At 71.3% G+C, this 17,492-nt stretch carries 18 protein-coding genes; 9 read left to right on the top strand and 9 right to left on the bottom strand.

What is annotated here, in order from left to right; all coding sequences use genetic code 11:
• Window positions 1–58: 58 nt before the first annotated feature.
• From KSF81_RS09170 to KSF81_RS09155, 4 genes are all read right to left on the bottom strand, one after another.
• Window positions 59–319, bottom strand: a complete 261-nt coding sequence (locus tag KSF81_RS09170; protein ID WP_217378715.1) for a hypothetical protein — start codon at window positions 317–319, stop codon at window positions 59–61.
• Between the two features lie 171 nt (window positions 320–490).
• Window positions 491–1,486: a peptidoglycan-binding domain-containing protein gene (locus KSF81_RS09165; RefSeq protein WP_217378713.1), complete on the bottom strand. Its 996-nt coding sequence runs from the start codon at window positions 1,484–1,486 to the stop codon at window positions 491–493.
• Window positions 1,487–1,808: 322 nt separating this feature from the next.
• Window positions 1,809–2,822 (bottom strand): inorganic phosphate transporter, encoded by a 1,014-nt coding sequence (locus tag KSF81_RS09160; RefSeq protein WP_217378712.1) that lies wholly within the window; start codon window positions 2,820–2,822, stop codon window positions 1,809–1,811.
• A 14-nt stretch (window positions 2,823–2,836) separates the two neighbouring features.
• A complete protein-coding gene (locus KSF81_RS09155; RefSeq protein WP_217378711.1) occupies window positions 2,837–3,481 on the bottom strand; it encodes a DUF47 domain-containing protein in 645 nt (214 codons plus the stop codon).
• Window positions 3,482–3,593: 112 nt separating this feature from the next.
• On the opposite strand from KSF81_RS09155, the gene KSF81_RS09150 reads away from it, so the two are divergent.
• On the top strand, window positions 3,594–4,796 hold the full coding sequence (locus KSF81_RS09150) for an MFS transporter (RefSeq protein ID WP_217378710.1): 1,203 nt from the start codon (window positions 3,594–3,596) through the stop codon (window positions 4,794–4,796).
• Between the two features lie 61 nt (window positions 4,797–4,857).
• Here KSF81_RS09150 and KSF81_RS09145 read toward each other — a convergent pair whose 3' ends face one another.
• Window positions 4,858–5,568, bottom strand: coding sequence for a lipid-binding SYLF domain-containing protein (locus KSF81_RS09145; protein ID WP_217378708.1), 711 nt, complete (start codon window positions 5,566–5,568; stop codon window positions 4,858–4,860).
• Window positions 5,569–5,693: 125 nt separating this feature from the next.
• Window positions 5,694–5,975, bottom strand: coding sequence for a BolA family transcriptional regulator (locus KSF81_RS09140; RefSeq protein WP_217378707.1), 282 nt, complete (start codon window positions 5,973–5,975; stop codon window positions 5,694–5,696).
• Between the two features lie 144 nt (window positions 5,976–6,119).
• Here KSF81_RS09140 and KSF81_RS09135 point away from each other — a divergent pair, with 144 nt between their 5' ends.
• From KSF81_RS09135 to KSF81_RS09110, 6 genes are all read left to right on the top strand, one after another.
• On the top strand, window positions 6,120–6,716 hold the full coding sequence (locus tag KSF81_RS09135) for a J domain-containing protein (RefSeq protein ID WP_217378706.1): 597 nt from the start codon (window positions 6,120–6,122) through the stop codon (window positions 6,714–6,716).
• Window positions 6,717–6,827: 111 nt separating this feature from the next.
• A complete protein-coding gene (cobS, locus tag KSF81_RS09130) occupies window positions 6,828–7,835 on the top strand; it encodes a cobaltochelatase subunit CobS (protein ID WP_217381631.1) in 1,008 nt (335 codons plus the stop codon).
• Between the two features lie 12 nt (window positions 7,836–7,847).
• A complete protein-coding gene (locus KSF81_RS09125; RefSeq protein WP_217378705.1) occupies window positions 7,848–8,504 on the top strand; it encodes a glutathione S-transferase family protein in 657 nt (218 codons plus the stop codon).
• 13 nt (window positions 8,505–8,517) lie between these two features.
• A complete protein-coding gene (gene cobT / locus KSF81_RS09120; RefSeq protein WP_217378704.1) occupies window positions 8,518–10,386 on the top strand; it encodes a cobaltochelatase subunit CobT in 1,869 nt (622 codons plus the stop codon).
• 228 nt (window positions 10,387–10,614) lie between these two features.
• Complete coding sequence (locus tag KSF81_RS09115; protein WP_217378703.1) at window positions 10,615–11,427, top strand: esterase-like activity of phytase family protein; 813 nt, start codon at window positions 10,615–10,617, stop codon at window positions 11,425–11,427.
• A 465-nt stretch (window positions 11,428–11,892) separates the two neighbouring features.
• Entirely contained in the window at window positions 11,893–12,189 is a 297-nt protein-coding gene (locus tag KSF81_RS09110) for a hypothetical protein (RefSeq protein ID WP_217378702.1), read from the top strand.
• A 91-nt stretch (window positions 12,190–12,280) separates the two neighbouring features.
• Here the strand turns inward: KSF81_RS09110 and KSF81_RS09105 are convergent, their stop codons facing one another.
• A complete protein-coding gene (locus tag KSF81_RS09105; protein ID WP_309139711.1) occupies window positions 12,281–13,576 on the bottom strand; it encodes a TIGR03862 family flavoprotein in 1,296 nt (431 codons plus the stop codon).
• A 140-nt stretch (window positions 13,577–13,716) separates the two neighbouring features.
• On the opposite strand from KSF81_RS09105, the gene KSF81_RS09100 reads away from it, so the two are divergent.
• Window positions 13,717–14,073: a hypothetical protein gene (locus tag KSF81_RS09100; protein ID WP_217378701.1), complete on the top strand. Its 357-nt coding sequence runs from the start codon at window positions 13,717–13,719 to the stop codon at window positions 14,071–14,073.
• Window positions 14,074–14,091: 18 nt separating this feature from the next.
• Here the strand turns inward: KSF81_RS09100 and KSF81_RS09095 are convergent, their stop codons facing one another.
• On the bottom strand, window positions 14,092–14,772 hold the full coding sequence (locus KSF81_RS09095) for a tripartite tricarboxylate transporter substrate-binding protein (RefSeq protein WP_254453432.1): 681 nt from the start codon (window positions 14,770–14,772) through the stop codon (window positions 14,092–14,094).
• Entirely contained in the window at window positions 14,769–15,059 is a 291-nt protein-coding gene (locus tag KSF81_RS29340) for a tripartite tricarboxylate transporter substrate binding protein (protein WP_254453431.1), read from the bottom strand. The genes KSF81_RS09095 and KSF81_RS29340 overlap by 4 nt, the downstream gene beginning before the upstream one ends.
• 97 nt (window positions 15,060–15,156) lie before the next feature.
• Between KSF81_RS29340 and uvrB the strand changes: the two genes are divergently transcribed.
• Window positions 15,157–17,355, top strand: a complete 2,199-nt coding sequence (uvrB, locus tag KSF81_RS09090; protein WP_217378700.1) for an excinuclease ABC subunit UvrB — start codon at window positions 15,157–15,159, stop codon at window positions 17,353–17,355.
• The last annotated feature ends 137 nt before the right edge of the window (window positions 17,356–17,492 follow it).

The following is a 17,492-nucleotide window of genomic DNA, read 5'->3' as shown; positions in this document are numbered from 1 at the left end:
ATCGCGGAAGGTCACCGCATGTCGCGATGCGAGGGCCGGCGGGCGACCTGCCGCCGCCCTATCCTTTCTTGATCCTCGCCTTCCTGAGCTTTTCCTGCTCGGTATCGGCAGGCGGATGGCTCTCCCGCATCGTGCCGCGCCGGTCCTGTCCGCCCGAGCGGCCGGCCTCCTCCGCGCGGCTCCCGGCATCGGTGTGGTAGCGGAGCGATCCGGCGCCGCCCAGCTTGCCGCCCGTGACGCCGCCGGTCTGCTGGTCGCCGGCCGAGCGGCCCTTCTCCTTGCCGCCACCGGCGCCCGCGGCGTGGTTCTTCCTCGACATGCGGCCTCTCCCTCTCGCCGTTGCAACGGCCCCGCGCCCTTTGTCCGCAGGGCGGGGTGGGGCCACCGAGGGAACGCCGCCGGGATCGCGTCTGTTCCCCGCCACCCCCGCCTCGCCTGGTCAGCCGCGAATCCGGTGACGATCCCCGGGGCGGCCGGCTGCCGCCACCGCTCAGGCCGAAGCCAGGAATTTCTGGGCGAGATCGGCGATCTCACGCGCCCGGTCGGTCCCGTTGATGCATCGCCGCGCCCCGTCGAGGTCGGTCCTGTTCTCGTTTATGTAGTCCGTGATTTTCCGGCCGGTGAAGGTGCCGGTCTTGAAGCCATGCACCAGCACGAAGAGCGCGACCTTGGGTTCAAGGGCCAGGTCGGGATTGTTGACAAGGTCGATGTTGAGCAGGTGGGAATAGGCTTCGTAGTTGTTCTTCCAAGTCAACTGCACGTAGCCCCGACCATAATAGGGAAAGTACCTGAAGTTCTTCTTCCTCCAGACCTCGTCCTTCCAGAATGCCTCCTTGACCGGCCTGAAGGTCTGGGCGGTTTCCCATTGCGTGGTGGCCAGGACATAGGCGACCTGGGACGGAAGGCCGATGCCCTGGGCCAGGCATGCCTTCCTGATGGCCATGATCGTGGCCTCCTTGCTCCAGACATCGGACACGCCGGCGCTGATGCCGGCGCTGGCGCCAGCCAGGTCCTGCAGCTTCTCCTTCAGGACGAGGACCGAATCCGGGCCGATCAGGGACGGATTGCCGGGATAGACATCGGTCTTGAACTCCGCCCATGCGCTCCGCGTCTTCGGGCCGTACAGGCCGTCGATCGTGCCGACCGGATAGCCGAGCCGGCCGAGCGCCCTCTGGAGCTCCTTCAGCCTGACCTCGTCGAGCTCGCTGATGGGCACCGGACCGGCGAGCGTCGAGAGATGCGCCAGGCTGCCATCATCGGCCGCGGCCGCTATGGGATGCGTCAGGACCGCCGCCCTGGCCACCATCGCGGCGACCGGAATCCCGGCCGCCTCCGCCATGGCCATTCCGCCCGCCCCGGCGATCATGGCCGCCGCGCCTTCGGACGCGACGACGCTGAAGGCGACGAGGGCGGCCTCCTGCCCCTCCACCGCGACGCGCTCGATCTTGACGGCCCACCCGTTCGCGGCCGCTTCCGCCTTCGCCATCTCCTCGATATCGGCGAAGGTCTTCGGCGGCGAGATGATCCAGGTCCTCGGCTTCGGCAGGTCCAGCATGCGCTCCTCCCCGGTTACTGGCTGGTGATCGCCCGGATGACGGCCCGCCGCCCGGCCTCGCGCTGCGCGGCGGGCAGGAACACGTGGCAGCATTGCATGGTGCCAACCGATTCCGACAGCGCGCATTCGCCTCCACCGGGCGCCGTCCCTGGCGGGTTTGCTTGGTCGGCTGGCTGCCGGGCGGAACGCCGATGCGCATCCCCGCTCCCGCCCTGGGATGGCCGGAGGGGAAGCGGCCGGATGCCCGGCTCGGTCACGCAGCCCAGCCGAACAGCCCGGCGGCGGCATAGGCGAGGGCCGCGATGAGGGCGGCCGCCGGCAGGGTGACGACCCAGGCGATGACGATATTGCCCGCGACCCCCCAGCGCACGGCCGAGGTGCGGCGTGCGGCGCCGACGCCGATGATCGCGCCGGTGATGGTGTGGGTGGTCGAGACCGGCACGCCCAGCCCCGTCGCCAGGAACAGGGTGATGGCGCCGCCCGTCTCGGCGCAGAAGCCCTGCACCGGCGTGAGGCGCGTGATCTTCGAGCCCATGGTATGGACGATCCGCCAGCCGCCGAAGAGCGTGCCGAGCGCCATCGCGGCCTGGCAGGACAGCACCACCCAGAGCGGCACGTGGAACCCGCCCTGCAACAGGCCCTGCGAGTAGAGCAGGACGGCGATGATGCCCATGGTCTTCTGCGCGTCATTGCCGCCATGGCCGAGCGAGTAGAGCGAGGCCGAGACGAATTGCAGCCAGCGGAAGGTGCTGTCCACCGTGAAGGGCGTCGTGCGCGCGAAAACCCAGGAGACGATCAGCACCAGGACCAGCGCCAGTACCATCCCGAGCGCCGGGGAGAGCACGATGGCGGCCAGGGTCTTGCCGAGCCCGGACCAGACGATGACGCCAAACCCCGCCTTGGCGGTGCCCGCCCCGAGGATGCCGCCCACCAGCGCATGCGAGCTGGAGGAGGGGATGCCCAGGCCCCAGGTGACCAGGTTCCAGACGATGGCGCCGGTGAGCGCGCCGAAGATCACCCGCGGGTCGATCACCGCGGCATCCACGATTCCGGTGCCGATGGTCTGAGCCACATGCAGCCCGAAGAACAGGAAGGCGATGAAATTGAAGAAGGCGGCCCAGGCCACGGCGTATTGCGGCCTGAGGACGCGGGTGGAGACGATGGTGGCGATGGAATTGGCCGCATCATGCAGCCCATTGAGGAAGTCGAAGAGCAGCGCGACGGCGATCAGGCCGTAGAGCAGCGGCAGCGCGAGGGTGGCGTCCATGCTGGCGGCCTGCCTCAGACGTGCTCGATCACGATGCCCTCGATCTCGTTCGCCGCATCGTCGAAGCGGTCCACGATCTTTTCGAGCTGGTCGAAGACCTCCCGGGCGGCGATGAAGCGCAGGGCGTCGTCGGGCCGGCAGCGGCGGAACAGCTCCGTCACGCCGACATCGTGCACATCATCCGCCTCGCCCTCGATCTGCCGGATCTGCTCGCAGATCTCGTTGATCCGGGCGGCATTGGGGCTGATGCGGACCAGCAGCGGCACGGCCTCCCGCAGCAGGCCGGCGCAGCGCAGGATGGCGTCGCCCATGCGCTGCAGCTCCGGGTCGAATTCCGTCATCTCGAACAGGACGATGGCCTTCGCCGCCTTCTTCATCTGGTCGATCGCGTCGTCCATCCGCCCGATCAGGGTCTGGATGTCGCCGCGGTCGAAGGGGGTGACGAAGGTCCGCCGGACCGCCTGGACCACCTCCCGCGTGATGGCGTCGGCATCGTCCTCCGCGGCCAGCACCGCCGGGTAGTGGCGCCGCACCGCCTCGCCGCCCTGCAACATGCCGCGCAGTTCCTCCGCCCCGCGGACGATGGTGTCGGCGTGGCGGGCATACATGTCGAAGAAATGCTCCTCGCGTGGCATCAGGCGGCGGAACCAGCGAAACATCGGGTGTGGTCCTTACTGGGTGTGGCCTCGGCCGGTGCGAAGCCGTTTACGGCGACAACGCCCCCTGGTCATCCGTTTGTCACACTTCGCGGCTTGCGGCACCGTCCCGCCGATGCCCTCCGAGTCCCAAGCGCAGGTCCTGCCCGGCCTCTCCCGCGATGCGGCTGCCCCCGATCTGCCGCAGGCCGACCGGGTCTCGCGTGACGCCTCGGTCATGCTCGGCCTGACCTTGCCCACCGACACGGTGCTCTACCTGCTCCTGCCGCTGCATACCGCCGCCTTCGGCGTGAACCTGGCGGAGGCGGGGCTGCTGCTGGCCGCCAACCGGCTGGTGCGCATCCTCGGCTATGGCTGGGTGGCCCGCAGCTATGAGCGCCACGGCCCCCGCATCGCCTGCTGCGCCGCCGTGCTGGGCTCGGCCGCCTCCTCGCTCGGCTATGCCCTGCTGCCCGGGGTCTGGTGGCTCCTGGCGGCCCGCCTGGTCTGGGGCCTTTCCTTCGCGGCGATGAACATCGCGACCCAGGCCCTGGCGACCGCGGAGGCGGCGGGCGCGGCGCGGCGGAGCGGCCGCAGCCGCGCCATCATCGCGGCCGGGCCCATGCTGGGCCTGATCGGCGGCGCCCTGCTGGCCGAGGCGGCGGGGCCGCAGGCCGTCTTCCTGGCCCTGGCCGCGGTCGCGCTGCTCGCCTTGCCCTTCGCGTGGCGCCTGCCCGGCGGCCATGGGGAGAAGGTGCGGGGTGGCCCGCGCTTCGGGCTGCCGGCGCGCCTCGATCTCTGGTCCTTCGTCCAGGGGCTGGCGCTGGATGGGCTCTTCGTCCTCGGCCTTTCGGTCCTGGCGGCGGCGGCCCTGCCGGAGGGCGCCGCGCTGGCGGCCGGGGCCGCCCTGGCGCTCCGCTACGCCGCGGAGATCGTGCTGGGCCCGGCCGGCGGGGCGCTGGGGGAACGCTTCGGCGCCTCCCGCACGCTGGTCCTGCTCTCCCTCGGCTCCGCCGCGGGGCTGGCCCTGATCGGCGGCGGGGCGCTGTGGCTCGGGGCGCTCTCGGTCGTGCTGCTGCGCGGCCTGCTGCAGCCGCTGCCGGCACCGGTGGCCGCGGCCGCTGCGCCGGGGCCGCAGCGGGTCGCCGCGCTGGCACGACTCGCCACCTGGCGGGACCTCGGCGCTGGGCTGGGGCCGCTGGCGGCAGGGGTGCTGCTGCCGGTGCTGCCGCCCTGGCTGCTCTACGGCGCCGCGGCCCTGGGGCTTGCGGCCGTGTCGCTGGCCCTGCGCCGCCCGGCCGGGGCCGGGCGGGAGCCGCCGTCCCCGGGCCCGGCATAGGCGGCATTCCCGGCCATGCGGCTCGGCCTGGGCGGAGCGGCCGGCATTCTGGCCCTCGGGATCAACCACGCCCCTCGGCCATCAGTGCGTTCCGCAACTGGTTCGCGCCGGGATCCTGGCCGAGGCCGCGCTGGAGGATCTCCTCCGCCGTCAATGCCCGGCCGTAGTATCGCGCCGTGTCGTCGCGATTGAACGAGACCGAGGTTCCCTCCACGGTGATCCCGGCATAGGCGCCGACGGCACGCGCCCAGACCACGGCATCGGCGCGGTTCTGCGCCATGGCGTTCTGGCTGGTTCCCTGGCCCTCGATGAAGACCGCGATGCCGTCCTGGCCGCCGAATGTGACCTGGTCGCGCATCCAGGCCTGGAGCCCGCGCTCGCTGATGATGAAGAAGACCATCTGCGACTGCTGCACGCCGATCTGCAACCCGAGCGTCCCGCCGCCGATCGAGTAGAAGGCCGGGAAGCTCCAGCCGCCCCCGGGCAGGCGCCCGAGCAGCAGGGCCGCGCCGCCCTGACCGCCCAGGATGAACCCGCCCTTGGTGAGCTCGGGCACGATCATCACGGCCCTGGCGCGGCGCAGCAGGTCCCGCGAGGCGAAGGCGGAATCGCCCTGCATCGTCGCGAGGACCCCCACCCCCTTATCGACCAGGATCTGCTGATCGCTCCGGCGCGGCGCCGCCGATTGGGCCCCGGCCCGGTTGCCCGCGACCAGCGGCGGGGCAAGGACCGTGGCCAGGAACAGGGAGGGCAGGTTCCTCTTGCGGATCATGGCGGCCTCGTTCTGTCCCCGGCGTGCCGAGCGGTTTGAGCACAGGCCCGCCGGCGCCGGAACCATCCGGTGCATCGCCCCGATCACAACACTGTTCCGCCCGGGGAAGGCCGGGCCGCCGCCTGTCAGCCCCGCCCCGCCTCCTCGGGCGTCAGCAACCGGAGCGACAGCGCATGCAGCCCGGTGCCGAATCCCGCCTCCAGCACCGCATGCGCCGCGCGGGACCGCGCCACCCGGTTCATGCCCGCGAAGCCCGGCGAGACGACCAGCACGGAGTAGTGCGTCTCCCCCTCCGGCCGCGCCCCGGCATGGCCCTCATGCCGGTGGCTGTCGTCCGTGACCTGGACTTCTGCTGGCGGGAAGGCGCCTTCCAGCGCCTGGCGGATGCGTTCGGCTCGGTTCTGCATGGGCTGGATTTTCAACGGTTTCAGCCGGGATGCCAAGGCATGGCAGCATCGCCGGCCCGGCTGCCGGCACCGCCCCGGCCCGTCTTGCGCGGCCGCGGCGCCACGCCCATAACTCCGGCATGTCCCGCCGAGGCGCCCGCGCCCATGCCCCGCAAGTGGAACCCGATGCTCCCCCCGCGTGCCTGCGATGCGCCGGGCTGCTGCGCCGCGGGCGAGTTCCGGGCGCCGAGATCCCGTTCCCACCTGAATGACTACCTGTGGTTCTGCCTGCCGCATGTGCGGGAATACAACCAAGCCTGGGACTACTACAAAGGCATGGGGCCGAACGAGATCGAGGCCAATCTCCGCAACGACACCTCCTGGCAGCGGCCCACTTGGCCGCTGGGCCGGCTCGGCGGCAACCAACGCTTCGCTCCGGGATTCCTGCGCGACCCCCTGGGCATCCTGCGCGATACGCCGCTGCACGCGAAGCGCCGGGCGAAAGCCGCGGATCCCGCGGCGGCACCGCCCGAACTGCGGGCCGCCTTGGACGTTCTCGGCCTTGAATGGCCGCTGGACCAGCCGGCGCTCAAGACCCGCTACAAGGAATTGGCCAAGCGCTTCCACCCGGACGCCAATGGCGGCGACCGCGGCGCGGAAGACCGGCTGAAGGATGTGAACCGCGCCTATAGCCTGTTGCGCCAGCGTCTTGGTGCGGCCCGCGTCGGCCTTGCCACGGCGGAGGCAGGCGCGCGCCCCTGAAACGCCCTGGATATCAAGAAAGCGGGGCCGTTTTGCGGAATTCGCCCGCCCCGGGTAGCCTCCCGCCCGGCCCTGTCCTAGAATCACCAACGAGAAACTGAGCGGATGCCGATGAACAAGGTCGCGACACTCGCCGAGCTTCGTCCAACCTCGGCGATCGACACCCCCGATATCACGGTCAATGCACGTGAGGCATTCGGCCTGGATATCGACCTGGCCGTGCCGGCCTTCTCCACCCGCACGGAGCACGTGCCGGAGATCGACACCGCCTACCGGTTCGACCGGGAGACGACGCTGGCCATCATCGCCGGCTTCGCCTTCAACCGGCGGGTGATGATCCAGGGCTATCACGGCACCGGCAAGTCCACGCATATCGAGCAGGTGGCGGCGCGCCTCAACTGGCCCTGCATCCGCGTCAACCTGGACAGCCACATCAGCCGCATCGACCTGATCGGCAAGGACGCCATCGTCCTGAAGGACGGCAAGCAGGTGACGGAGTTCCGCGAGGGCATCCTGCCCTGGGCGCTCCAGCATCCCTGCGCCCTGGTCTTCGACGAATACGATGCCGGCCGCCCCGACGTGATGTTCGTGATCCAGCGCGTGCTGGAGGTCGAGGGCAAGCTGACCCTGCTCGACCAGAACCGGGTGATCCGGCCGCATCCGATGTTCCGCCTCTTCTCCACGGCGAATACGGTGGGGCTCGGCGACACGACCGGCCTCTATCACGGCACGCAGCAGATCAACCAGGGCCAGATGGACCGCTGGAACATCGTCGCCACGCTGAACTACCTGCCGCATGGGCAGGAGACCGAGATCGTGCTGGCGAAGCTGCAGGCCGAGGGCGATGCGAAGATGAAGAAGCAGGTGGAGGCGATGGTGGCGCTGGCCGACCTGACCCGCGCCGGCTTCATCGCCGGCGACATCAGCACCGTCATGTCGCCGCGCACCGTCATCACCTGGGCCGAGAACGCCAAGATCTTCGGCGATATCGGCTTCGCCTTCCGCCTCACCTTCCTCAACAAATGCGACGAGGCGGAGCGCAGCACGGTGGCGGAATACTACCAGCGCTGCTTCAACGAGGAGCTCTCCACCGGCACGCTGCTGCGCAAGGCGGGCTGAAGGCCGGGGGCCATGGCGCAGCCGCGCTTCCTTCTGCACCACGCGCCGCAGTCCCGCTCCTTCCGCATCCTCTGGCTGCTGGAGGAGGCGGGGGCGGACTACGCGCTGCTGCGGCACGACCTCTCGCGCGCCACGCAGAAGGCGCCAGGCTTCCTTGCCCTGAACCCCTTCGGCAAGGTCCCGGTGCTGGAGGATCGCGGCCCGGACGGGGCATGGCGCGGCGTGGCGATCACCGAAAGCGCCGGCATCTGCGCCTATGTCGCCGATACCCTGCCCGAAGCGGGGCTCGCGCCGCCGGTCGGCACGCCGGAGCGGGCGGCCTATGCCGGCTGGATGGCCTATGCCGGTGCGGTGCTGGAGCCGGCATTCGCCGACCAGGTCTTCCCCCGCGCCGCGCCGCCGCCGCCCTCGGCGATCGGCTGGCCGGATTTCGCCACCGCGGTGGCGCGCGTCGAGGCGGCGCTCGGCGCCGGCGGGCCCTTCCTGCTGGGCGCGCGCTTCTCGGCCGCCGATCTCATGGTGGGAAGCATGGTGCGATGGGTGGTGGGCTGGGGGAAACTCACGCCGGGACCGGCCCTCGCGGCCTATCTCGGGGCGCTGGAGGGGCGGCCGGCACTGGCCCGGGCGCAGGCCAAGGACAGGGCGGCGCCGGGCGAGCCGGCAGCCTGACGGAACGGATGGCATGACCAAGCAGGACCTCACGCGCCAGGAAGAGTTCAAGCGCGCCACTGCCGGCACGCTGCGCGCCATCGCGCATGTCAATTCGGAAGTGCAGGTGGCCTTCCAGCCCGGCCCCGGCGGGGTCAGCGGCAAGCGCGTGCGCCTGCCGCTGCCGACCCGCAGCCTGCCGCCGGCCGAGATGGCGAAGCTGCGCGGCGCCGCCGATGCCGCCGCGCTGCGGCTCCGCCACCATTCCGAGGCGCTGCACGCCGCCCGCCTGCCCGCCCGGCGCGAGGCCAAGGAGGTCTACGACGCGCTGGAGGATGTGCGGGTCGAGGCGGTGGGCAGCCGCCACATGTCCGGCGTCGCCGCCAATCTCCGCGCCCGGCTCTCCGACATGTGCGAGACCGAGGGCTTCGACCGCATGACCCGCAAGGACCAGTTGCCGCTGCCCGCGGCGCTGTCCCTGCTGGCGCGCGAGCGCATCTCCGGCGAACCGGCGCCGCCGGCAGCCCAGCGCGTGCTCGATCTCTGGCGCGATGCGCTCGGCGAGAAGGCGGAGGCGGCGCTGGCCGAGATGGCCACCACCACCGAGGACCAGGACGCCTTCGCCCGCGCCTCCCGCAAGCTGCTGGCGGCGCTCGACCTGGCCGAGGCCGAGGTGGAATCCGAGGCCGAGGACCAGGAGGATGGCGAGGAAAGCGGCGAGCAATCCTCCCAGCAGGACCAGTCCGGCGAGGGCGAGGCCCAGGCGCAGGACCAGGAAAGCATGCTCGGCGCCCAGCCCGAGGCGATGCAGGGCGAGGCCGCCGAGGAGGAGGCGCAGGACAGCGAGGAGGAAGGCGCCGCCGCCGAGGGCGACGACAAGCCCGGCGGTCCGCAGCAGCGGCGCGAGGTTCCCGTCACCGACGACGCCAGCCGCTACCACGCCTTCTCCACCCAGTTCGACGAGATCGTGGAAGCCGACGACCTCTGCGACCCGGAGGAATTGACGCGGCTGCGGCAGCAGCTCGACCAGCAGCTTTCGCATCTCCAGGGCGTGGTTTCCAAGCTGGCCAACCGCCTGCAGCGGCGCCTGCTGGCGCAGCAGCAGCGGGCCTGGGAATTCGACCTGGAGGAGGGAATGCTGGATGCCTCCCGCCTCGCCCGCATCGTCGCCAACCCGATGCTGGCGCTCTCCTACAAGCGGGAGCGGGAGGCGGATTTCCGCGACACGGTGGTGTCGCTGCTGATCGACAATTCCGGCTCCATGCGCGGCCGCCCGATCACCGTCGCCGCCATGTGCAGCGACATCCTGGCGCGCACCCTGGAGCGCTGCGCCGTCAAGACCGAGATCCTGGGCTTCACCACCCGTGCCTGGAAGGGTGGGCAGAGCCGCGAGAAATGGGTGCAGGACGGCAAGCCGCGCAATCCCGGGCGGCTCAACGACCTGCGCCACGTGGTCTACAAATCCGCCGACGCGCCCTGGCGCCGCGCCCGCAAGAATCTCGGCCTGATGCTGCGCGAGGGGCTGCTGAAGGAAAATATCGACGGCGAGGCGCTGGAATGGGCCTATAAGCGGCTGCGCGGCCGGCCGGAGCACCGCCGCATCCTGATGGTGATCTCGGATGGCGCGCCGGTGGATGACAGCACGTTGTCGGTGAATCCCGGCAATTACCTGGAACGGCACCTGCGCAAGGTGATCGCCGATATCGAGGGCCGCGGCGACGTGGAGCTCATCGCCATCGGCATCGGCCATGACGTGACCCGCTACTACCGCCGCGCCGTCACCATCGTGGATGCCGAGGAGCTTGGCGGCACCATGATGAAGAAGCTGGCGGAATTGTTCGACGAGGACGCCGCCGAGGCGTGGCACCGCGCCGCGGCTGAACGCGCGCCGCTGGTGGCGTGAGGATGGCCGGGCGCCTTCGCCTCCCCGAATGACGCCTCCCCCCTCCCCCGCGGGCGGGGAGGGCCGGCCCTCGGCCTGGGCCGCCGGTCCCTGCTGCTCGGCCTGCCCGGGCTGCTCGCCTCCACCGCCTGCGCCTCGCCGCAGGCGCGCGAGGGCGCTCCCCTCGCCCGCCCCCTGGCCCTGCACCCCCTGCCCCCGGGCAGCCGGCTGGAGGCGCTGGGCGGGCTGGTGCTGGATGAATCGGTGCTCGGCTTCGGCGGCCTGTCCGGCCTGCATCTCTCGGACGACCTGCAGCTCACTGCCATCAGCGACCTGGCGAAGTGGATGCAGGCGCGGCTGGTGCTGCGGGCAGGCGTGCCGGTGGGGCTGACCGGGCTCCGCACCGGCGCCCTGCGGGACGGCGCCGGGCTGCCGCTCTCGCGCGGCTGGAGCGGGGATTCGGAAGCCCTGGCCCGATTGCCGGATGGCACCTGGCTGGTGGGCTTCGAACGCTGGCACCGCATCCGCGCCTATCCCCGCCTGGATGGGCCGGGCGGCTATGTCGAGACGCCGCCGGGGCTGGAACGCGCGCCCGGCAATGGCGGGCTGGAATCCCTCGCGGTGCTGGCCGATGGCCGCTGGCTGGCCATCGCCGAATCCCTGGCGCCGGAGGGCGCGCCGGACCTGCGGCGCGCCTGGCTCGGCGGCCCCGGTGCCTGGGTTTCGCTGTTCTACCGCCCGGGCGAGGGCTTCCTGCCGGCCGATGCGGCGCCGCTGCCGGATGGCGGGGCGCTGGTGCTGGAGCGCAGCTTTTCCGTCTTCGCCGGCTTCGGCGGCCGGCTGCTGCGGCTCACCGCGCCGCAATTGCGGGCCGCGGCGCCCGGTGCGGTGCTGGAGGGCGAGGTGATCCTTCGCCTCTCCCGCCCGGTGCCGCCCGAGAATTACGAGGCGGTGGGCGTCGCCCGGCATGGCGGCCGCACCCTGGTGGCGCTGCTCTCGGACGACAACGAGAACATGCTGCAACGGACGCTGCTGCTGCTGTTTGCCCTGGCGGATGAGTGAGCGCGGCCAGGTCCCTGGTCCCCATGCCGCGCCGGGCCGATCAGGGCCTCACGCCCGCATCGTCGCTTGCCGCTCGACCGGGCGCCGAAGGCTGCCGTCACTCCTGGCGCGCGGGCAATCCACCAAGCGCGTGTCAACGGGCCGCCGCGCAGAATATGCGGCATCGGCCCCTGATTGTGGTGCGGCGGCATCTGTCCACCGGCAATCCTTCTCCGCTCCGGGCCGTCAGGAGAACGGCCTGCGAACCTGGTCATGGGCGCTTGCGCAGCAAGGGATGCGCAGCGTTATCGAGAGGGTCATCCCCAGACTTACGCACGCCGATGTGGATAATTGCAGCCGCAGGAGCGATGTCGAATTCTGCGCGTGCCCCGGCAGCGGAACCATGCGAGAGAGCGCCGCCGCCATGATCGGACCTGCCGCGGGCGAGGCCGCGGTGGACCACTGCGCCCCTGCCATTGGAATGCCATGCCCTCCAGGAAGAAGAAGCCGGCGCAGCTTGAACTGGCACCGCCAGCCGCGCCCGCAATGCCGCATCCGCAACTGCCACTCGGTGGTGCCCGCGGTGTGCAACTCTCCCTGGAGGGTGCCGACTTCGCTGCTGTCGAGGCCGCGGTCGCTGAACTGAAGGCCCGCTTCGGCACGCGCTTCGCGGTGCTCAGCCGGCGCACCGGCCGCAATCGGTCCATCCTGCGGATCTCCGCCACCCTTCTCGTCCGCGTCGATGATGCGCTCGACGCGGGGGCCGGCCTCCCGAAGCAATAGCGCGGCCTGCGCTATCGCCCGGGCGTGGCGGGCCGTGAGGACCTGCCGCCGTGGCGCACTCCCGGAGGTTCATCTCCGTCCGCGATCCGCCCTATCGCCCGCTCAGCCAATCCAGCACCCCCCGCCCCGCCGCCGCGCCGGTACTGAAGCAGGCCTGCAGCAGGTAGCCGCCGGTCGGCGCCTCCCAGTCAAGCATTTCCCCGGCCAGGAAGATGCCCGGCCGGGCGCGCAGCATGAAGCGCGCATCCAGCTCTGCCCATGCGACGCCGCCTGCCGAGGAAATCGCCCGCGCGATGGGCTGCGGCGCCAGCAGCCGCAGCGGCATCGCCTTCACCAGGCGGGAGAGCGGCGCCGTCTCCCCGGCATGCAGGGCCTCCTGCACCAGGCCGATGGCGATGGGCGGCAGCCCGGCGCGGCGCAGGTGGTTGGCCAGGGATTGCCCGCCGCGCGGCCCATCCAGCCGCGCGGCCAGCGCCGCGGCGCTGAGATCCGGGCGAAGGTCGAGGCTGGCCACCACCGGCCCGCCGGCCGCGATCGCCTCCCGCAAGGCGGCGGACAGGGCATAGACCGCGCCGCCCTCGATGCCGGTGGCGGTGACCACCGCCTCGCCCCGCACCACCCTGCCGCCGAAGCCGAGCGCGATGCGCTTGAGCGGCTGGCCCTCGAAGCGGCGGCGGAAGACCTCCGACCAGGCGATGGTGAAGCCGCAATTGGCCGGGCGCAGCGGCGCGATCGCCACCCCCGGCAGCAGCGCCGTCCAGGCCCCGTCCGAGCCGAGCCGCGGCCAGGAGGCGCCGCCCAGCGCCAGCACCGTGGCCGCCGGGCGCAGGCTGAGCGGTCCGGTCGCCGGAGGGCTTCGCCCGAAGGCGTGAATCGGTCCGCGAGATGCAAGCGTCCCGGTCGCCTCCGGCGTGGCGAAGGCCAGCCCGCCTGCCGCGTCCCAGCCCAGCCAGCGATGCCGCGTGCGGATCGCGACGCCCAGCCCCGCCAGCCGCGCCAGCCAAGTGCGCAGCAGCGGCGAGGCCTTCAGCGCTCGCGGAAAGACCCTTCCGCTGCTGCCGGTGAAGGTTTCCTGCCCCAGCCCCTCGCACCAGGCGACCAGCGCCGCGGGCGGGAAGGTGGCAATGGCCGGGGTCAGATGCGGCGCCGCCTCGCCATAGCGGGCGAGGAAGGCCGGCAGCGCCTCGCCATGCGTCAGGTTCAGCCCGCCGCGCCCGGCGATCAGCAGCTTGCGGCCGAGCGAGGGCATCCGGTCCAGCAGGGTGACGTTGGCGCCGCCCCTGGCGAGCACCTCGGCCGCCATCAGCCCGGCCGGCCCGCCGCCGATCACGGCGACGCTCCGCGCGGCGCCCGGCTCACCGGAGAAATCGGGCTCGACAGGTGGAATCCTGGTCACGCGGCGTCTCCCCCGGGCGGCGGTGCAGCGCGTCCTTGGGCGCTTTGGCGCGACCTGCCAAGGCCGGGGCCGCGAACCCTGGCGCCGGGCGGACGTTGGTGCCCTGCAATCAGATCAGGGAGCATTTTCCAATGGCGGACGGGTTTCTCTCCAGCCTTGGCCGGCGGGCCCATGAGGTTCGCGACACCGCGGAGGATTACGGCAGCCGTGCCGCCGAAACCGTGCGGGAGCGCGGCGGCGATGCGCGCGGGGAGCTGCGCCGGCTCTGGTCGCAGCTTGAGGATGTGGTCGAGCGGAACGTCGCCCCGGCGGCGCAGGATGCCGCCCGCGTGGCCGGCAGCTATGCCACGCATGGCCGCGACATCGCCTATGACGTGGCCGACCAGCTCCGTTCCGCGACCAGGGCGCGGCCACTGGTGGCCATCGGCATCGCGGTCGCCGCGACCTGGGTGGTGGCCAGCCTGCTCAACAGCGGCCGCCGGCGGTAGCGGGCGGGTGGCAGCAGCCTAATCCGCGGTGATCCGGGCGGCCTGGACCACCTGGGTCCAGCGCGCGATCTCGGCCTGGAGGAAGGCGGCGAATTCCTCCGGCCCGGCGGCCGGGAAGGGCTGCGCGCCGATCCCCTCCAGCCGGGCCTGCAGGCCGGGCATGGCCAGGGCGGCCCGGGTGGCGGCGTCGATCCGGGCGATCGCCGCCGCGGGCGTGCCGGCAGGGGCGAAGAGCCCGACCCAGATGCCCATCTCGAAGCCGGGCAGCGTCTCCGCCACCGCCGGCAGTTCCGGCAGGGCGGGCAGGCGCGCCGAGGCCGTGACCGCCAGGGCGCGCACCTGCCCCTCCCGCACCAGGGGCAGGGCGGAGATGATGGTGTCGAACATCACCTGCACCTGGCCGGCGGCGAGCGCGGTCGCCGCCGGCGCCGTGCTGCGGAAGGGCACATGCAGCAGGTCCACCCCGGCCATGGCCTTGAACATCTCCGCCGCCAGATGGGTCGAGGTGCCGTTGCCGCCGGAGCCATAGGCCAGCCCGCCCGGCCTCGCCCTGGCCAGCGCCACCAGCGCCGCCACGCTGCGGGCCGGCACGGAGGGATGCACCACCAGCAGGTTCGGCCCGGTGGCGACGCGGGAGACCGGGGCAAAATCCTGCACCGGGTCGTAGCTGAGCCGCCTGCCATAGAGCGGCACATTCATCGCTGGGTGCTGATGGTGCCCATCAGCAGGGTCAGGCCATCGGCCGGGCTGCGGGCCGCGGCCTCGGTGCCGATGATGCCGGCGGCGCCGGCGCGGTTCTCCACCACCACGGGCTGGCCGAGCCCCTCCGCCAACCGCTCGGCCAGCAGCCGGGCGGCGACATCGGTGGCGCCGCCGGGCGCGAAGGCCACGATCAGCCGGATCGGCCGCCCCGCGGGCTGGGCCAGGGCCGGACGCGCCAGCCCCCCGGCCACCCCCACCAGCAGGTTGCGGCGATGCCATGCCATGGCAGATCCTCCATTCCTCTCCGCGGCATGTCAGCATGGCCGCCCTGCGCCCGCCAGCGCTCGACGGCAGCGGTCCGGAACCCCAGATAGGGCCACGATGAACCACCTCGCCCCCGTCCTGTTCTTCCCGCCCAAGCGCCCGGCGCCGCCGCCGGAGCGCCGGCTCCAGGTCGTCTCGCCCTTCGAGCCGAATGGCGACCAGCCCCAGGCCATCCGCACCCTGCTGGAGGGGCTGGAGGGGCGGGAGCGCGACCAGGTGCTGCTCGGCGTCACCGGCTCGGGCAAGACCTTCACCATGGCCAAGGTGATCGAGGCGGTGCAGCGGCCGACCCTGATCCTGGCGCCGAACAAGACCCTGGCGGCGCAATTATACGGCGAGATGAAGAGCTTCTTCCCCGAGAACGCGGTGGAATACTTCGTCTCCTACTACGACTACTACCAGCCGGAAGCCTATGTGCCGCGCACCGACACCTACATAGAGAAGGACGCGCAGATCAACGAGCAGATCGACCGCATGCGCCACTCGGCCACGCAGTCCCTGCTGGAGCGGAACGACGTCATCATCGTGGCCTCGGTGTCCTGCATCTACGGCATCGGCTCGGTCGAGACCTATTCGCGCATGGTGGTGAAGCTGGAGCGCGGCGGGCGGATCGACCGCGACGTGCTGGTGAAGGGGCTGGTCGAGCAGCAATACCGCCGCAACGACAGCTTCTTCGCCCGCGGCACCTTCCGCATCCGCGGCGAGACGGTGGATATCTGGCCCTCCCACATGGAGGACCGCGCCTGGCGCATCAGCCTGTTCGGCGACGAGGTGGAGGGCATCCGCGAATTCGACCCGCTAACCGGCGAGATCACCGCCGAGCTGGAACGCGTGAACGTCTATGCCAATAGCCACTACGTCACGCCGCGCCCCACGCTCCAGCAGGCGATCCGGCAGATCAAGGCGGAGTTGCAGGAGCGGCTGCTGCAATTGGAGGCCGAGGGCAAGCTGCTGGAGGCGCAGCGCCTCGGCCAGCGCACCACCTTCGACATCGAGATGCTGGAGACCACGGGAAGCTGCAAGGGCATCGAGAATTACAGCCGCTATTTGACCGGCCGGAACCCCGGCGAGCCGCCGCCGACCCTCTTTGAATACCTGCCCGAGAATGCCCTGCTGATCGTGGATGAGAGCCACGTCACCGTGCCGCAGATCGGCGGCATGTATCGCGGCGACTATGCGCGCAAGACCGTGCTGAACGAGTTCGGCTTCCGCCTGCCCTCCTGCACCGACAACCGGCCGCTGAAATTCGAGGAATGGGAAGCCTACCGGCCGGAAACCGTCTTCGTCAGCGCCACCCCCGGGCCCTGGGAGATGGAGCGCACCGGCGGCGTCTTCGCCGAGCAGGTGATCCGCCCGACCGGCCTCATCGACCCCGAGACCGAGATCCGCCCGATCGAGGGCCAGGTGGACGACCTGCTGGCCGAATGCCGCGAGGCGATGCAGGCCGGCGGCCGCGTGCTGGTGACGACGCTCACCAAGCGCATGGCCGAGGACCTCACGGAATACATGACCGAGGCCGGCATCCGCGTGCGCTACCTGCATTCGGACGTGGACACGCTGGAACGCATCGAGATCATCCGCGACCTGCGCAAGGGCGTCTTCGACGTGCTGGTCGGCATCAACCTGCTGCGCGAGGGGCTCGACATCCCGGAATGCCGGCTGGTGGCGATCCTGGATGCCGATAAGGAGGGCTTCCTGCGCTCCACCACCGCGCTGATCCAGACCATCGGCAGGGCGGCCCGCAATGCCGAGGGCCGCGTCATCCTCTATGCCGACCGCATGACCGACAGCATGCGCCGCGCCATCGAGGAGACCGACCGCCGCCGCGCCCGCCAGGTGGCCTGGAACACCGCGCATGGCATCACGCCCACCACCATCAAGCGGCAGATCGCGGATGTGCTGCAAAGCGTCTACGAGCAGGACTACGTCACGGTGGAAGCGGTGCCGGGCGACACCGCCGCGGAATTCGTGGGCAAGGATCTCCGCGCCACCGTCGCGGAGCTGGAGAAGCGCATGCGCGCCGCCGCCGCCGACCTGGAATTCGAGGAGGCGGCCCGGCTGCGCGACGAGATCAAGCGGCTGGAAAGCCTGGAACTCGGGCTGGAACCCAACCTCGCCGGGCGCTCCCTGCAGGATGCGGTGCCGCGTGCCCGCCAGGATTGGAAGCCGAAGCCGATGGGGCCGGGCGGCGGCGGCTATGAGCCGAAAAAGGCGAAGCGCGGCGGTTCGCGGCGCTCACGGGTTAATGATGGCTGAGAGGTGGGCCGGCGCCTCAGGATGCCGGTGCCTGGTTCTTGTGGCCCCCATCGCTCCAACCCTCGATTGACAGCCGCATCCTGATCGCCTTTCTAGACGATGTGCGGCGCGCAAGCTTCTGACAGCGGCGCAAAGAT

It is taken from the genome of Siccirubricoccus sp. G192 (assembly GCF_019084075.1).
Classification (GTDB): domain Bacteria; phylum Pseudomonadota; class Alphaproteobacteria; order Acetobacterales; family Acetobacteraceae; genus G192.
Note: the sequence above shows the minus strand (reverse complement) of the source record. Positions and strands in the feature narration are given on the sequence as shown.

Bases quoted from the DNA above. Each gene is read 5' to 3' on its own strand.
- KSF81_RS09165 (WP_217378713.1), bottom strand. From the start codon at position 1,486: ATGGCGAAGGCGGAAGCGGCCGCGAACGGGTGGGCCGTCAAGATCGAG.
- KSF81_RS09110 (WP_217378702.1), top strand. From the start codon at position 11,893: ATGCCCTCCAGGAAGAAGAAGCCGGCGCAGCTTGAACTGGCACCGCCA.
- uvrB (WP_217378700.1), top strand. From the start codon at position 15,157: ATGAACCACCTCGCCCCCGTCCTGTTCTTCCCGCCCAAGCGCCCGGCG.
- KSF81_RS09170 (WP_217378715.1), bottom strand. From the start codon at position 319: ATGTCGAGGAAGAACCACGCCGCGGGCGCCGGTGGCGGCAAGGAGAAG.
- KSF81_RS29340 (WP_254453431.1), bottom strand. From the start codon at position 15,059: ATGGCATGGCATCGCCGCAACCTGCTGGTGGGGGTGGCCGGGGGGCTG.
- KSF81_RS09100 (WP_217378701.1), top strand. From the start codon at position 13,717: ATGGCGGACGGGTTTCTCTCCAGCCTTGGCCGGCGGGCCCATGAGGTT.
- KSF81_RS09140 (WP_217378707.1), bottom strand. From the start codon at position 5,975: ATGCAGAACCGAGCCGAACGCATCCGCCAGGCGCTGGAAGGCGCCTTC.
- KSF81_RS09135 (WP_217378706.1), top strand. From the start codon at position 6,120: ATGCCCCGCAAGTGGAACCCGATGCTCCCCCCGCGTGCCTGCGATGCG.
- cobT (WP_217378704.1), top strand. From the start codon at position 8,518: ATGACCAAGCAGGACCTCACGCGCCAGGAAGAGTTCAAGCGCGCCACT.
- KSF81_RS09095 (WP_254453432.1), bottom strand. From the start codon at position 14,772: ATGAATGTGCCGCTCTATGGCAGGCGGCTCAGCTACGACCCGGTGCAG.
- KSF81_RS09145 (WP_217378708.1), bottom strand. From the start codon at position 5,568: ATGATCCGCAAGAGGAACCTGCCCTCCCTGTTCCTGGCCACGGTCCTT.
- cobS (WP_217381631.1), top strand. From the start codon at position 6,828: ATGAACAAGGTCGCGACACTCGCCGAGCTTCGTCCAACCTCGGCGATC.
- KSF81_RS09155 (WP_217378711.1), bottom strand. From the start codon at position 3,481: ATGTTTCGCTGGTTCCGCCGCCTGATGCCACGCGAGGAGCATTTCTTC.
- KSF81_RS09125 (WP_217378705.1), top strand. From the start codon at position 7,848: ATGGCGCAGCCGCGCTTCCTTCTGCACCACGCGCCGCAGTCCCGCTCC.
- KSF81_RS09150 (WP_217378710.1), top strand. From the start codon at position 3,594: ATGCCCTCCGAGTCCCAAGCGCAGGTCCTGCCCGGCCTCTCCCGCGAT.
- KSF81_RS09160 (WP_217378712.1), bottom strand. From the start codon at position 2,822: ATGGACGCCACCCTCGCGCTGCCGCTGCTCTACGGCCTGATCGCCGTC.